We start from the raw sequence: 13045 nt of genomic DNA, 5'->3' as shown, positions 1-13045 counted from the left end.
GTCTCCCCGTCGGCGGCGATGTAGCTTTTGCGCCGCAGCGGCGCGCGAGCGCCCGCTGCCGCGGCCACGGTTGCGCCCTAATTGAGAATGCGGGACCGGGGGCCATCCCGGCCTGCGCGGAGGTGAGTCATGGCCGAGACCGAGACGCTTGCGACCGACGCGGCGGTCGCGCCCGAGGTGCCGCTGCGCCCGGCGATCCACCTCGATCATTGCGTGATCCACGTCACCGATTGGGCGCAGTCCAACGCCTTTTACCGTGATGTGGTCGGCGCCGAGGTGATCGCGCGCGGGAACGGCTTCGCCTACCGGTTCGGCGGCGTTCAGCTCAATTGCCACGGCCCCGGCGTGAAGGCGGAGCCGGTGGCAGCCAAGCCGGTGCTGCCGGGAAACAGCGACCTGTGCTTCCGCTGGTCCGGCCCGATCGAGGACGCGATGGCGCATCTCGAGGCCGCCGGGGTGACCGTCGAACTCGGCCCGGTCGAGAGGAACGGCGCCGCGGGAGCCGGCCTCAGCGTCTATTTCCGCGATCCGGACGGCTCGCTTCTCGAATTCATCACCTACCCGACCGCGTGAGATCAGCCCCGGCTCTCGGCCAGCGCCTGGTTCGTCTGCTCGAGCCGCAGCGCGAGCACCCGCATCAGCGCGATGCTGATCTGCGGGAATTGCGCCAGCAGCTCCAGGAAGACGCCGCGATCGATGCGCAGCGCCGTCACGGCCGATTCCGCCGTCACGGTGGCGGAGCGGGGCTGGTCGGCCAGGATGCCCATCTCGCCGACCAGGGCATCCTGTCCGAGCAAGGCGAGCCTGACCGGGCCGGCCGGGCCGTCGATGCTCACCTCGGCACTGCCCTTGAGGATCACGTAGGCTGCATCCGCCACGTCGCCCCGGGCGAAGAAGCGCTGCCCCGGCTCGAAATGCACGCGCTCGCTCGTGAAGGCCAGAAGCTTCAGGCGCGCCGGCTCCACCTCGCGGAACAGCGGAACCTGCCTTAAAGAGGAAACCTCGGTATCGAGGGTCATTCGCGGGCTCCGCGAGGGGTTTCACGCCCTCGCGGGCATGGATGGTCTTCAGATGGCCGCACCGGCCCACACATCCATGCGGTTCGTCAAGCGCTTGTCCAGTCCCAGCCCCGGCGCAGACCGGGCCGTCCGCAGCCTGATCGCCGCCCTGCTCACGATCCTGGGCGGGCTTCTGGTCGGTCCGGTGCCGGCCCGCGCCCGGCTGGTCCAGGCCGATCTGGCCCGCGTCGCGGTCGCTCCCCCGCCGGATGCCCGGGTCCCCTTGGAGCTCGCCGTCACGGATGCCCGGACGGGGCGGGCGATGACGCTGGGGCAGGCCCTCAGCGGGCGCGCCGCCCTGTTGCTGCCGGTGGATTATACCTGCGGCAATGTCTGCGACCCGATGGTGTCGATGGCGGCGGACGCCTTGGCGGCCACCGGCCTCGCCGCGGAGGACTACGCATTCGTGCTCGTCGGCATCGATCCGCGGGACGATGCCGCGGCGGCGCGTCGCATGCTCGCGGAGACGTTGGGCGACCGCGCGGCCGGCATCCGCCCCCTGCTCGTCTCCGACGCCGCCCTCGCGGCCTTGACCGGCGCCCTGGGTTACAGCGCGGTCTACGATGCCGGGACGGACAGCTTCGCCCATCCCGCCGCCGCGATGCTGCTTGCCGGCGACGGCCGGGTCGCCCGCGTGCTGTCGCCGCTGGCGCTGACCGGGCGGGATCTTCGCCTTGCCCTGACGGAGGCCGGCGAGGGCCGGGTCGGAAGCCTGGCCGATCGCCTCACGCTGCTCTGCTACGGCTACGATGCCGCACGCGGCCTCTACACACCCCTCGTGCAGCGGATCCTGACGGTGACCGGGATCGCGACGATCCTAGGGATCGGTCTGCTGATCGTCGGCCTGACCCGCCGGACGCGCCTGCGCGCCGGCTGAGGCCGAGCCGGCTCAGCGCTTCGTCGACAGGCCCTGCTCCCCGGGACCGGGGGCCGGACGCTTCAGGCTGGCATTCAGATGCGGCGAGTCGACCGGCTCCTCGCGCGTCGTCGGCGTCGGGGAATCCTCGGGGGCGGGCATCGGCGGCAGCGGAGGCGTGTTCGGCTCGACGCTCGGCGCCGAGCCGGGCCTGATCTTCACCATGTCGCGGTTCGTCATCACCCAAAACCCTTTTTCCCGACCTGCATCGCAGATCCCCGCGGGCGCCCTTCGAGAGAAGGCCGGCCCAAGGCGGCGCGCCTGAGGCGCCCGTGGCGGTGCGCGCAGATCAATCCCGGATCAACGCCGCACACAGACGGCGGTTGCTGCCAAGCTTAGCTTTGCCAAACTTGGCCAGGTCTCGTCACAGGAACCTTGGTTATTGCTGAAGGTTGTTGCGGGGTGAAGCGAAGCCTGAGGAGGAACTGATGGCATCCGGGAATTCAACCTCGAAGCGGGGCTTTGCCTCGATGGACCTGTCGCGGCAGCGCGAGATCGCCAGCAAGGGCGGACGCAGCGTGCCGGCCGAGAAGCGCTCCTTCTCGCAGGACCGTGAGCTGGCCTCTTCGGCGGGCCGCAAGGGCGGACAATCGACCGGGACTGGCCGCGCCGAGTGACGCACCAGAACCATCGCGTTGCGTAACGGCGCCGTGTCTTCAGACCGGCGCCGTCCTTGTTTTCAGAGCCGTTTCAGACAACCGCCCCAAAGCAAAAGGCCCCGCCGGAGAGACGGGGCCTTTTGCTTTGGGGCGAATAGGCTTTCGGGATCAGGAGATGCAGCGGCCCGGGGTCATGCGGCGCGCCTCGGGACCGACCAGGGAGCTGAGTGCGGTCTCGCAGCCCTCACGGACCAAACGGCGCGGCTGCACCGGCGGCTTGAGGATCGGCCGGATGCCGATTTCCTGGCCCTCTTCCGCGACCGGGACCGGGCGGCTCTCGGTGCGCTGGACGCCGGCGACGCGGGTCGGGTTCAGCGCCAGGGAGGCCGGACGCATCCCCGGCAGCGATGCGGGCGCGGACGCCGTGGCGGCGATGACGGGCGGCGACCAATTGTCGGCCGTCTCGCGAACCACCGGCTGCAGGAGCACGGTGAGAAGAGCCGCGGGAGCACTCACGCCCAGAATGAAACCAGACCGCAGCATTGCCCCGACCTCATCACGAGAGCTTGACAGGATGTTCGAACAACGCGGCCTGCAATCGCAGGTTCCACAACAGTCCCGTTCCTGTGATCACTGAGTATTCGTCAACGGGCGGGCTGTTGGTGCGGCGGCGCACCCCGGCATCCACAACCATCCCCTGTGCTTAAAATAGCACGCTCGCGCAAAAAGCGCATCTTCCGGAACATCCCGAGGCCGCGCTCGTTACATCGAGACCCGGCCACCTGGTCCTCCCCGCATTCCCCTTGTGCATCGGCCGGAACCTCTTCGACGGGCTGGAGCCATCTCCGGCCCGTTTTTTTGTGCGCGCTCGCGCCGAACGTAGCGCAACAAAAAACCCCGGCTCGCACCGGGGTTTTTTGAGCTCGATGAGTCGGTCCGGAGCGGCCAGCCGCTCCGGTGCCCTCAGGGATCAGGCGGTCTTAGCTTCCCGGCGACGCGCGGTCTGCTGGAAGAACAAGGCCTGGCTGATCACCGCCGACACATTCGCCGGCTGGAACGGCTTGGCGATGAGGAAGGCCGGCTCGGGGCGCTCGCCCGTGAGGAACCGCTCCGGATAGGCGGTGATGAAGATCACCGGCACCTCGAAGGTCTTCAGCAGGTCGTTCACCGCGTCGAGGCCCGAGGAGCCGTCGGCCAGCTGGATGTCGGCCAGGATCAGACCCGGGCGCTTGCCCTCGCTGGCGATCTTGATCGCCTCGGTCCGGGTGCGGGCGACGCCGATGACGTTGTGGCCGAGGCCCTCGACCAGCGCCTCGAGATCCATGGCGATCAGCGGCTCGTCCTCGATGATGAGGATTTCGGTGGCCATGTCGGCGGCGAGCTCGCGGCCGGCCTCGTCCACCAGGTCACGGACCTCGGAGACATCGACGGCCAGGATGATGGCCGCATCTTCCTCCGAGAAGCCCTCGAGGCAGGACAGCAGGAAGGCCTGCCGCGGCAGCGGGGTGATCTGGCCGAGTCGGACTTCAGCCGGCAAATCGTGCTGGACCTGCTCGCTGCGCCCGTTCACCGACAGGGAGTTCCAGATCCGGGTGAAGACCCGGAACAGGTCCGCCTTGATATTGGTGCTGCGGCCGAGCGTGTCCGGCTCGTTGACGAGGGTTTCCAGGGTGGCGGCGACATAGGCGTCGCCCGCCACTTGGCTCCCCGTGAGCGCCCGCGCGTAGCGGCGCAGGTACGGCAGGTGCTGTACCACGAGTTGCGATGTCGACATTCGATCCCCTGTGCCTCGCCGTGTTGCCCGGCCGCGATGCCTCGGTCCTCGACCGAGGTCGTGCCGGGGCCGGCTTGTATCCTGCGCAGCCTACCGCCCAACGCGGAGGCCCGCACTCCGTTCCGCCCCCAGCGGAACCGATCCGGCGGGCGGGCGTTGCAGCCGCAGCCATGGCGTATGTCGAGCCGCAGTACAATGCGGCCCAGCGGACTTCGGCAATAAGGGGCGTGTGAATGGCGGACCAGGGCAAGGATGCGGACCTCCGCGCCGGTGATCCGTATGCCGGAACCGCTTCAGCCCCTTCGGCCCAAGCCCCGATGACTGCATCGGGCGATCCCGCGGATGCCGCCCCCGCGTCGGGAGACCGGCCCGGCGGTCGCGGCGCCCTGAGCGATCACACCCGCAACCGCCTCGCCGCGCAGTTGCGCGCGATGTACGACACCGTGGCGCTTCAACCGGTGCCCGATCGCTTCGCCGAACTCATCGCCAAACTCGATGGTGGGGATCGCGAGAAGGCGTGAGCGGCGGCCGACGGTCTTGAGGCCTTCGAGACGTCTTGAAGATGGAAAAGCCGCCGTGGATGACGGCGGCTCTCCCCAATTCGGTCCACAGCCTGGCGCCAGCGCCAGTGGTTACGACCGCTTTACAGAGTTGGCGAGCGGCCGCGCATCAGGCCGACGACGGCCGAGATCGCGAACAGGACGATCGCAACGAAGAACACCAGCTTGGCTGCTTCCATGGCGGTCCCGGCAATACCACCGAAACCGAGCAGAGCGGCGACCAGAGCGACGACGAGGAAGGTTACGGCCCAACCGAGCATTGTGCGGATCCTTTAAAAGTACCGGCGCGGGTGGCCGCGTCGTTCTGGACTCGAAAACGCCAAGGTTTCGCTCTGGTTCCGCGCACTTGACAAGGGAGGCGCGATTCGTCTCGCTCGCGGATCTGCCCGCGACGTTGCGTGACGGAACGGGAGCCTGACGGTAGCGTTCGATGATAGGTCATTAGGTCCGAACCGGGATCCGCGATGCTGCAAGCTGCAAAGAGAGCCGTTCGATCCAAGGTCGCCGCCCTGGCGACGCGCGTGACGGAGATCGTCGATGGGGCTGCCGACGCGGCGCGGGCCGCGGCCCTCGGCCTCGGCGTCATGCCGGCCCCCGTGCCGGTGCCTGTCCGCGTCCGCGTCCGCGCCGGCCGGTCTCACCGGGCCGGTTGATTCGCGACGCAACGAGCGACGCGGGGGCTGACCGCCCCCCGGCTGGGACTCAGCCCACACCCGTGGGACGATGGGCTGAGCCCCGAGACCGCGGCGCGTTCAACGGAGCCGTCTAAGGTTCGGCCCCGTTTGCACCGCGGTCGGACGCGGCCTTAGAACCACCCCCGGACAGGGACGGGGTGGTGATGGCGGGTGAGGACGAGAGCAAGCCGACCTTCGATCGGTCGCTGCCCGAGAGCGGGCGAATGGAGCAGGTCGCACCGCTGATCCGGCGGCGAATCGCTCCGAATGGCGGACCGTTCACGGCGACCGGCACCTGCACCTATGTGGTCGGCCACGGGCGCGTCGCCATCATCGATCCCGGCCCGGACGAATCCAACCATATCGACGCTTTGCTCGCAGACCTCGGCGACGAACAGGTCGAGGTCATCGTGGTGACCCACACGCATCGGGACCATTCGCCCGGGGCGCGTCTCCTGGCGGCCCGGACCGGTGCGTCGATCGTCGGTTGCGGCCCCCATCGGGCGGCCCGGGCCCTCGCGGAGGGCGAGGCCCCGATGTTGGATGCCAGTTCCGACCAGGCCCACGCCCCGGCGCGCGTCATGGCGGAGGGCGAGACCATCTCGGGTCCGGGATGGACGCTCGTGGCGGTCGAGACCCCCGGCCATACGATGAACCACCTCGCCTTCGCGTTGCCGGAGGGCGAGGCGCTGTTCTCGGGCGACCACGTGATGGCCTGGAACACGACGATCGTCGCCCCCCCGGACGGCGAGATGCGGGCCTACATGGCCTCGCTCGAGAAGCTGCGCGGGCGCAGCGAGACGATCTACTGGCCGGGACATGGCGGCCCGGTCCGCGAGCCCGCGCGCCTCGTTCGCTGCCTCCTCGGCCATCGCCGTCAGCGGGAGGCGGCGATCCGCGCCCGGCTGGCCGCCGGGGATTCACGCATTCCGGAGGTCGTCGCGGCGATCTACCAGGGGCTCGACCCGCGGCTGCGGGGCGCCGCCGCGTTGTCGGTGTTCGCCCATCTGGAAGATCTCGTCGGGCGCGGGCTCGTGGCCTGCGATGGGCCGCCGCGCCTCGACAGCGCCTACGCCCCGGCCTGACCGGCGCTCGCCTACTTCACCGCCAGCGCGAGGTTGGCGACGTCGTCGAGATAGGCCCGGATGCGGTCGGCATTGCTGCCGAAATCCCGGCCCCCGATCCGCGAGGCCGAGCGCACATCGATCCGGGCGCCGTCGGCCCGGGGACGGATCCGCACGGTCACGTCGTCGGGCAGATTGAGGATGAGGCCGCGGGCCACGGCTTCGATCCGGCCATTGCCGGTGCGTCCCCCCGGGCGGATCGCCTCGACGATCTGCCAATGCCGGTTGAGCGCCGCCTTGCGCGCAAGCTCGAACGCCTCATCGGCGCCGATATCGAGGGTCAGGGGCGCGATCTGCGGATAGGCGCCGCGCTGGCGCTCGCGGATCGCGGGGCCCGGATCCGGCGGGTAGCGCCCGCCCCGCGCCGCGAAGGCGGCCCGCGAGCGCGAGAAGGCCGGCGGGTTGTCGATATCGGTGGTGATGTCCGACAGGGCCGGCAGGCGTAGGCCGCGCAGGCCGAGATAGGCCGGGTAGCCCAGCAGGAGGAGCGCCAGAAGCAATCCGGCCAGCGCCGCCCCCAGTCCCCGCGCGCCCTCGCGCCAGACATGCACGAACGCGAAAACCGCCGCGACCGCCGCGGCCAGGGCGACGCAGAGCCCGGCCGCGAGCGCGACCAGCGCCGCGTCGGTATCCGCGCGCGGGTCGCGGACCACGATCAGAGCGAGCCCCGTGGCGATGATGGCGAACACCGCGAGCTGCCGCGACAGCGGCCCGGCGCGGGTGATCGGTTCCTCGAGTGGCAGGCGGCGCATGGGGGTCACGAACAGGTTTGAAGCCGGAGCTTAAAAGCGGGCACGAACGGACGCCATCACCGGCGTCACGGCGCGTAGGCGCGGGCGTTGCCGCTCAGCCCGAGCGCAGCGGGAACCTTGAACGGGTCGGGCAGCATCGCCTCGCCCTGGGGTACGACCTGCGCGGTCGGCGCATCCCATGGACCCGAGACCTCGAACAGGAGCCCGCGGGACGGGTCGGATGCCGCGCGCAGCGCCAGATCGCCCCGGGCCTCGATCCGTCGCGTCGGCAGCGAGACCCGACCTTGCAGGCTGGCCCCGACACTCGGCCCACGCAGGCCCGATTCGGCGAATTCACCGACCCCGTCGGCGAAGCGCAGCGTGATTGCGGCGCGCTCGAAGGCGGTCCGGCCGTTGCGGCGCGCGAGCGCTCCGGCGGGGACGACGCCATTGCGGTGAACGAGCTCGGCCAAATCGAGACCCGAGATCGCACCGCCGTCGACCGACAGCGTCGCGCGACCGCCGAGATGAGCGAGCAGGCCGGCACTGTCGCGGGCGCTGCCCTCGAGGGAGAACTGCCCCTGCAGCGGCCCGCTCATCCAGCGCCCGGTCCCGATCTCGCCCAGCAGGGTGCTGAGATCGACTCGATCGAGGCTGCCCTGCATCCGCACCTCGGTCTCGGCCGGATCTGCACCGCTCGCCAGGGTGACGCGCCCCTTGAGCGTGCCGTCCTGAAGGCGCGCGCGGTTCACCGCCACTTCCACGGCGGCATCCCGGACGAGGATGCTGGCGGCTAGGTCCTGGACCTGAACCAGCCCGACCCGGCCCTCGGCCGCCGACAGGCGCAGATCGAGATCGCCCTTGGTGAGTGGCGCCAGCGCCAGAGGCGTCGGCTCCGCCTCGAACAGCTTGACCAGATCGCCCATCAGCGGCGCCAGGTTGAGCGTCTCGGCCGCCAGGGTCGCCTGGACCGAAAGGCGCTGCGGGGTACCCGGACCGAGGGCCACGGCACCCGCCCCCTCCAGAACGTCGTCGCCGAGGCCGACCCGCAGGCTCGGCCAGGACACGGATTTGTCCGACGTCTCGAAACGTCCGTCGAGCGAGAAGGCGCCCGCGAGCGATGCGAGCGGTGCGTCGCGCCCGAGCCAGGCCAGGGTTTCCGGGAGCGAGCGGCTCTCGAACCGGGCTCGCCCGGCCAGGGCCGGCATTGTGCTTCCATCCGGCGGAGGTCCCGCCGTCCCGTCGAGCGCGAGGCTGCCATCCGGCCAGGTCATCCAAGCCGTGAACGGTGTGCGCAGCCCCTGTGCGATGTAGGCCGGCAGAAGATGGGTCAGCGCCACCCGCATCGGCACGCCTCGCCAGGTCAGGCTGGCATGGGCCTCGGCGGAGGCGCTCCAGAACGGCCAGGCGAGGTCGATTGCGATATCCCGCGCGTCGTCGCCCCCGTCGATGCGGCCCCCGCTCAGGGCGATCCAGCGCGGGCGCTGCGTCAGCCCCGAGCGCATGCGGCCGGTCAGCTGCGTGAGCGGCTCGCGCCAGGCGGCGGCATCCGCGGACAGGCGTGCATCCTCCAGCCGGAGCCCGCCCAGATCCGCCCGCCCGACCAGCAACCCGAGCGGATCGAGGTCGATGGTCAAGCGGCCACCCTCCGCAAGGGTCGGCCCGGTGGGTCCGGCGGCAAGGCGCACCTGTCCGAGGGTCAAGCGCGGCAGGGGCAGGAGTCGGAGTTGAGCGGTCCCCTGCGTGGTCAGCGCGAGTCCGTAATCGTCCAGCGCATGGGCCGCGAAACGCGTCGCCCGGCGGCCATCGACGGACCAGTCCTGAAGGCCGAGGCCCGCGAGGATGAGGCCCGCGAGGGCGAGAGCGAGGATTGGGCGGCGCGGCGACATCATGCTCCGGATGGGCGAGCCGCAGATGCGGCCGAAGGCCGGGTGCGGCGCCAGCCCCCTCAAGCCGTCGCGGCCCGGTAGGGTCTGCTCGTCGAATTCATCTCATAGCGCGCTCAGGCCGCCTTGTCTGCGGGGCTCCGGCGCTGCGGTCGGGCTCTCCCCAGGGCGGCGCGGGTTACGGATCGCCCCGGACACCATGTGGGCTGGGGATCGCGGTACTGGATTTCGGTCGCGGAATCGCGGACAGCAAGCCCGAGGAAACGCGCTTCCCAAGATTTCGGCCGGGCCAGACCGGGCGGGAAAAGGACGGTTCGATGAAGAAGGTCTACACGGATCCCACCGCGGCCTTGGCCGGCCTGCTGCGCGACGACATGATGGTGATGTGCGGCGGCTTCGGCCTCTGCGGCATCCCCGACGAGCTGATCGAGGCGGTGCGCGCTTCGGGGGTCAAGGGCCTGACCATCGTCTCGAACAATGCCGGCATCGACGGCGTCGGCCTGGGCAAGCTCCTGGACACGCGACAGGTGCGCAAGATGATCTCGTCCTATGTCGGCGAGAACAAGGAGTTCGCCCGGCAGTATCTCGGGGGCGAGCTGGAGATCGAATTCAACCCGCAGGGGACGCTCGCCGAGCGCATCCGCGCGGGCGGCGCCGGCATTCCGGCCTTCTTCACCAAGACCGGCGTCGGCACCAAGGTCGCCGAGGGCAAGGAGGTGCGGGAGTTCGACGGCGAGCAATACGTGATGGAGCGCGGCCTGTTTGCCGACCTCGCGATCGTGCACGCCCATACCGGCGATACCGAGGGCAACCTCCGCTACCGGATGACCGCCCGCAACTTCAACCCGATGATGGCGACGGCCGCCACGATGACGGTGGCGCAGGTCGAGCATCTCGTGCAGCCGGGCGAGATCGACCCGGACACGATCCACACGCCCGGGATCTTCGTGAAGCGGATCATCGAGGTCGGCGTGCGCGAGAAGCGGATCGAGCAGCGTACCACGCGCAAGCGCTCCGAGACCACGCCCGCGGCCGCCGCCGGCGGCGGCACGCACTGATCGAGGGAAGGGAGTAGAACGATGGCCTGGACCCGCGAGCAGATGGCGGCGCGCGCCGCCAAGGAGCTGGAAGACGGCTTCTACGTGAACCTCGGTATTGGCATCCCGACGCTGGTGTCGAACTACATTCCCGAGGGCATGTCGGTGCAGCTGCAATCCGAGAACGGCATGCTCGGCATGGGCCCCTTCCCGTACGAGGGCGAGGAGGACCCGGACCTGATCAACGCCGGCAAGCAGACGATCACGGCCCTGCCGACGACCAGCTACTTCTCCTCGGCGGATTCCTTTGGGATGATCCGGGGCGGGCACATCAACCTGTCGATCCTGGGGGCGATGCAGGTGGCCGGAAACGGCGACCTCGCCAACTGGATGATCCCCGGCAAGATGGTGAAGGGGATGGGCGGCGCGATGGACCTCGTTGCCGGCGTGAAGCGCGTCATCGTCGTGATGGAGCACGTCGCCAAGAACAAGGACGGCACCGAGAGCCCCAAGCTGCTCAAGGCCTGCGACCTGCCGCTGACCGGGACACGGGTGGTCGATCTGGTGATCACCGATCTCGGCGTCTTCGAGATCGACAAGAAGGGCGACGGCGGCATGAAGCTGATCGAGCTCGCCGACGGCGTCTCCGAGGCGGAGATCCGCAAGAAGACCGAGGCGGATTACACCGTCGCGCTCGCAGCCTGATTGCGCATCATCCCGGGAGCCGACATTCGGCTTCCGGGATGACCCGGCCGATCGGTCGGGGCCGCCTCAGGCGGCCCGGATGCCATTGAGGAAGCGGGCCACCTCGGCATTCAGGAGCCCGGACTGGTCCGAGAGCGCCGCGGCCGCCCCCAGAACCTGGGCGGCGGCGGCCCCGGTCGCCTCGGACGCCTCCGCGACCCCGACGATGTTGCTCGTGACCTCGCCGGTGCCGGAGGCGGCCTGGGCGACGTTGCGCACGATCTCCTGAGTCGCCGCGCCCTGCTCCTCGACCGCCGCCGCGATACTGGCGGTCACCCCGTCGATCTCGCCGATCCGGTTGGTGATCCCCCCGATGGCCGCCACGGCGTTCTCGGTCACCGCCCGGATCGCGCCGATCTGACCGGTGATCTCGTCCGTGACACGGGCAGTCTGGCCGGCGAGTTCCTTCACCTCCGAGGCGACGACGGCGAAGCCGCGCCCCGCCTCCCCGGCCCGGGCCGCCTCGATGGTGGCGTTCAGGGCCAGAAGGTTGGTCTGGCTGGCGATGTTGGCGATCAGCCCGACCATCTCACCGATCTTCGCTGATGTCTGGTTCAGGGCCTGCACGAGCTGGGTCGTCTCGCCGGCCTCCTGGGCCGCCGTCCGGGTCAGCGCGGCCGATCCGGTGACCTGGCGGCCGATCTCCCGGACCGAGGTGCCGAGTTCCTCGGCGGCTGCGGCAACCGTCTGGACATTGGCGGCGGCTTCCTCCGCCGCCGCCGCGACGGTCGCGGCCTGCATCGCCGCGATGCTGGCGGTATCGGTCATGCCCTGGGCGGCCGTCTGCAGCTCGACCGCCGAGTTCGACACGGCGCCGACGATGCCGACCATGGCCTGCTCGAAACTGTCGGCGAGTTCGGCCCGGGCGCGCCTGCGCTCGGCCGAGGCGGCGGCATCGGCCCGGCGCCGCATCTCGGCCTGCTCGGCCGCCTCCGCGGCGACCATGCGCTTGATCCCCTCGACCGCGCGCCCGACGGCGCCGATCTCGTCACCGCGGGCGGCCTCGGCGATCTCGCTGTCGATCTCCCCGTGCCCCATGCGCTCGAGGGTCCGGACCAGGCGTTTGAGGGGCGCCGTCACGCCGAGGATGACGACCGCGACGCCCGCCCCGATGGCGGCGATGAGACCGCTGGACGCCGCCGCGACCAGCGTCAGGGTCGCCCGGGCCGCGGATTGCTCCGACGCGTCGCGCTCCTGCTGCAGTTCGGCCGTCAGCACATCGATCCGCGCCTGGGCCAGCTCCCAGAGCTTCGCACGGAGCGGATTGCCGTCGCTCAGCAGGATGTCGCGGCCGAGTTCGCTGTTGCCCTCCTCCGCGCTGGCGATGACCCGGTCGATGACCGCCCCGAGAGCCGTCAGGGTCTGACTCAGCTCCGCGTTGGCCGCGCGCCGCTCGGGCGTGTCGGCGAGCTTTCCGAGAGTGTCGATCTGGCCGAAGGCATGCGCCTTGGCCTGCTTGATGCGCGTCTCGTATCCCGCCAGCTGCGAGTCCCGCGTCTCGAGGACGAGGTTCCGGGCCTGGACGGACATCTCGCTGACATCGATCTGGAGACCGAGGATCAGCGCGAGCCGCTTGGCCTGCACGTCGATGATGTGACGTGTCTGCTCCGACTGCGCGACCAGGCTCGCACGGGCGTAGAGAATGAATCCACCGGCGGCGAGAGCGACGATCAGAAGCGGGATTGCAAGTTTCACGAGAATTTTTGCGTCACGCAAGAACTTCATCGCGCCGGCCCCGCATCGTGCAAGCTAGATCCCTGATCCTCCAGCTTGACCACGGAAACATCAACGGCGAAAGCCCTGTGCGCTACCCTGCCGACAAACCATACAGGCGCAGACCAATTTAGTATCAAGATAAATTGGTTGTATATATTAATAAGACAAAACATAACATATTATAAATCGTAAAATAGACCGCAAACTTACTTCCCTCATGCGCGAT

At 69.6% G+C, this 13045-nt stretch carries 16 protein-coding genes; 8 read left to right on the top strand and 8 right to left on the bottom strand.

Going from position 1 to position 13045, the window contains the following annotated elements:
• The first annotated feature begins 129 nt into the window (after positions 1–129).
• Positions 130–573 (top strand): VOC family protein, encoded by a 444-nt coding sequence (locus WYO_RS27340; protein WP_007568863.1) that lies wholly within the window; start codon positions 130–132, stop codon positions 571–573.
• A 2-nt stretch (positions 574–575) separates the two neighbouring features.
• Here the strand turns inward: WYO_RS27340 and WYO_RS27335 are convergent, their stop codons facing one another.
• Positions 576–1019, bottom strand: coding sequence for a Crp/Fnr family transcriptional regulator (locus tag WYO_RS27335; RefSeq protein WP_007568861.1), 444 nt, complete (start codon positions 1017–1019; stop codon positions 576–578).
• A 52-nt stretch (positions 1020–1071) separates the two neighbouring features.
• Between WYO_RS27335 and WYO_RS27330 the strand changes: the two genes are divergently transcribed.
• Complete coding sequence (locus WYO_RS27330; RefSeq protein ID WP_007568859.1) at positions 1072–1935, top strand: SCO family protein; 864 nt, start codon at positions 1072–1074, stop codon at positions 1933–1935.
• Between the two features lie 12 nt (positions 1936–1947).
• Here WYO_RS27330 and WYO_RS27325 read toward each other — a convergent pair whose 3' ends face one another.
• Positions 1948–2154 carry a hypothetical protein gene (locus WYO_RS27325; RefSeq protein ID WP_007568858.1) on the bottom strand — a complete coding sequence of 69 codons (207 nt, stop codon included), beginning with the start codon at positions 2152–2154 and terminating at the stop codon, positions 1948–1950.
• Between the two features lie 248 nt (positions 2155–2402).
• Here WYO_RS27325 and WYO_RS27320 point away from each other — a divergent pair, with 248 nt between their 5' ends.
• Positions 2403–2591 carry a KGG domain-containing protein gene (locus tag WYO_RS27320; RefSeq protein WP_007568857.1) on the top strand — a complete coding sequence of 63 codons (189 nt, stop codon included), beginning with the start codon at positions 2403–2405 and terminating at the stop codon, positions 2589–2591.
• Between the two features lie 150 nt (positions 2592–2741).
• Here WYO_RS27320 and WYO_RS27315 read toward each other — a convergent pair whose 3' ends face one another.
• Together WYO_RS27315 and WYO_RS27310 are read right to left on the bottom strand one after the other, a co-directional pair.
• Complete coding sequence (locus tag WYO_RS27315) at positions 2742–3116, bottom strand: hypothetical protein (protein ID WP_007568856.1); 375 nt, start codon at positions 3114–3116, stop codon at positions 2742–2744.
• A 427-nt stretch (positions 3117–3543) separates the two neighbouring features.
• Positions 3544–4347: a response regulator gene (locus WYO_RS27310; RefSeq protein WP_007568855.1), complete on the bottom strand. Its 804-nt coding sequence runs from the start codon at positions 4345–4347 to the stop codon at positions 3544–3546.
• Between the two features lie 233 nt (positions 4348–4580).
• Between WYO_RS27310 and WYO_RS27305 the strand changes: the two genes are divergently transcribed.
• Positions 4581–4868 carry a NepR family anti-sigma factor gene (locus WYO_RS27305; protein ID WP_007568854.1) on the top strand — a complete coding sequence of 96 codons (288 nt, stop codon included), beginning with the start codon at positions 4581–4583 and terminating at the stop codon, positions 4866–4868.
• A 122-nt stretch (positions 4869–4990) separates the two neighbouring features.
• Here the strand turns inward: WYO_RS27305 and WYO_RS30310 are convergent, their stop codons facing one another.
• On the bottom strand, positions 4991–5167 hold the full coding sequence (locus WYO_RS30310) for a DUF1328 domain-containing protein (RefSeq protein WP_007568853.1): 177 nt from the start codon (positions 5165–5167) through the stop codon (positions 4991–4993).
• A 204-nt stretch (positions 5168–5371) separates the two neighbouring features.
• On the opposite strand from WYO_RS30310, the gene WYO_RS27295 reads away from it, so the two are divergent.
• Positions 5372–5560 carry a hypothetical protein gene (locus tag WYO_RS27295; protein ID WP_007568852.1) on the top strand — a complete coding sequence of 63 codons (189 nt, stop codon included), beginning with the start codon at positions 5372–5374 and terminating at the stop codon, positions 5558–5560.
• A 185-nt stretch (positions 5561–5745) separates the two neighbouring features.
• Positions 5746–6666, top strand: coding sequence for an MBL fold metallo-hydrolase (locus tag WYO_RS27290; RefSeq protein ID WP_007568850.1), 921 nt, complete (start codon positions 5746–5748; stop codon positions 6664–6666).
• An 11-nt stretch (positions 6667–6677) separates the two neighbouring features.
• On the opposite strand, the gene WYO_RS27285 is transcribed toward WYO_RS27290, so the two are convergent.
• Positions 6678–7457 (bottom strand): DUF1499 domain-containing protein, encoded by a 780-nt coding sequence (locus WYO_RS27285; RefSeq protein WP_007568848.1) that lies wholly within the window; start codon positions 7455–7457, stop codon positions 6678–6680.
• Between the two features lie 65 nt (positions 7458–7522).
• On the bottom strand, positions 7523–9325 hold the full coding sequence (locus tag WYO_RS27280; RefSeq protein ID WP_007568846.1) for an AsmA family protein: 1803 nt from the start codon (positions 9323–9325) through the stop codon (positions 7523–7525).
• A gap of 314 nt (positions 9326–9639) precedes the next feature.
• Between WYO_RS27280 and WYO_RS27275 the strand changes: the two genes are divergently transcribed.
• Entirely contained in the window at positions 9640–10380 is a 741-nt protein-coding gene (locus WYO_RS27275) for a CoA transferase subunit A (RefSeq protein WP_007568844.1), read from the top strand.
• Positions 10381–10401: 21 nt separating this feature from the next.
• On the top strand, positions 10402–11064 hold the full coding sequence (locus WYO_RS27270; protein ID WP_007568842.1) for a CoA transferase subunit B: 663 nt from the start codon (positions 10402–10404) through the stop codon (positions 11062–11064).
• Positions 11065–11130: 66 nt separating this feature from the next.
• Here WYO_RS27270 and WYO_RS27265 read toward each other — a convergent pair whose 3' ends face one another.
• Positions 11131–12828 carry a methyl-accepting chemotaxis protein gene (locus WYO_RS27265; protein WP_007568840.1) on the bottom strand — a complete coding sequence of 566 codons (1698 nt, stop codon included), beginning with the start codon at positions 12826–12828 and terminating at the stop codon, positions 11131–11133.
• Positions 12829–13045 lie beyond the last annotated feature (217 nt).

This window comes from Methylobacterium sp. GXF4 (assembly GCF_000272495.1).
Taxonomy (GTDB): Bacteria; Pseudomonadota; Alphaproteobacteria; order Rhizobiales; family Beijerinckiaceae; genus Methylobacterium; species Methylobacterium brachiatum.
This window is presented reverse-complemented; position numbering and strand designations above follow the sequence as displayed.

Coding starts and splice junctions, on each gene's coding strand:
- WYO_RS27340 (WP_007568863.1), top strand. CDS start 130: ATGGCCGAGACCGAGACGCTTGCGACCGACGCGGCGGTCGCGCCCGAG.
- WYO_RS27335 (WP_007568861.1), bottom strand. CDS start 1,019: ATGACCCTCGATACCGAGGTTTCCTCTTTAAGGCAGGTTCCGCTGTTC.
- WYO_RS27330 (WP_007568859.1), top strand. CDS start 1,072: ATGGCCGCACCGGCCCACACATCCATGCGGTTCGTCAAGCGCTTGTCC.
- WYO_RS27325 (WP_007568858.1), bottom strand. CDS start 2,154: ATGACGAACCGCGACATGGTGAAGATCAGGCCCGGCTCGGCGCCGAGC.
- WYO_RS27320 (WP_007568857.1), top strand. CDS start 2,403: ATGGCATCCGGGAATTCAACCTCGAAGCGGGGCTTTGCCTCGATGGAC.
- WYO_RS27315 (WP_007568856.1), bottom strand. CDS start 3,116: ATGCTGCGGTCTGGTTTCATTCTGGGCGTGAGTGCTCCCGCGGCTCTT.
- WYO_RS27310 (WP_007568855.1), bottom strand. CDS start 4,347: ATGTCGACATCGCAACTCGTGGTACAGCACCTGCCGTACCTGCGCCGC.
- WYO_RS27305 (WP_007568854.1), top strand. CDS start 4,581: ATGGCGGACCAGGGCAAGGATGCGGACCTCCGCGCCGGTGATCCGTAT.
- WYO_RS30310 (WP_007568853.1), bottom strand. CDS start 5,167: ATGCTCGGTTGGGCCGTAACCTTCCTCGTCGTCGCTCTGGTCGCCGCT.
- WYO_RS27295 (WP_007568852.1), top strand. CDS start 5,372: ATGCTGCAAGCTGCAAAGAGAGCCGTTCGATCCAAGGTCGCCGCCCTG.
- WYO_RS27290 (WP_007568850.1), top strand. CDS start 5,746: ATGGCGGGTGAGGACGAGAGCAAGCCGACCTTCGATCGGTCGCTGCCC.
- WYO_RS27285 (WP_007568848.1), bottom strand. CDS start 7,457: ATGCGCCGCCTGCCACTCGAGGAACCGATCACCCGCGCCGGGCCGCTG.
- WYO_RS27280 (WP_007568846.1), bottom strand. CDS start 9,325: ATGTCGCCGCGCCGCCCAATCCTCGCTCTCGCCCTCGCGGGCCTCATC.
- WYO_RS27275 (WP_007568844.1), top strand. CDS start 9,640: ATGAAGAAGGTCTACACGGATCCCACCGCGGCCTTGGCCGGCCTGCTG.
- WYO_RS27270 (WP_007568842.1), top strand. CDS start 10,402: ATGGCCTGGACCCGCGAGCAGATGGCGGCGCGCGCCGCCAAGGAGCTG.
- WYO_RS27265 (WP_007568840.1), bottom strand. CDS start 12,828: ATGAAGTTCTTGCGTGACGCAAAAATTCTCGTGAAACTTGCAATCCCG.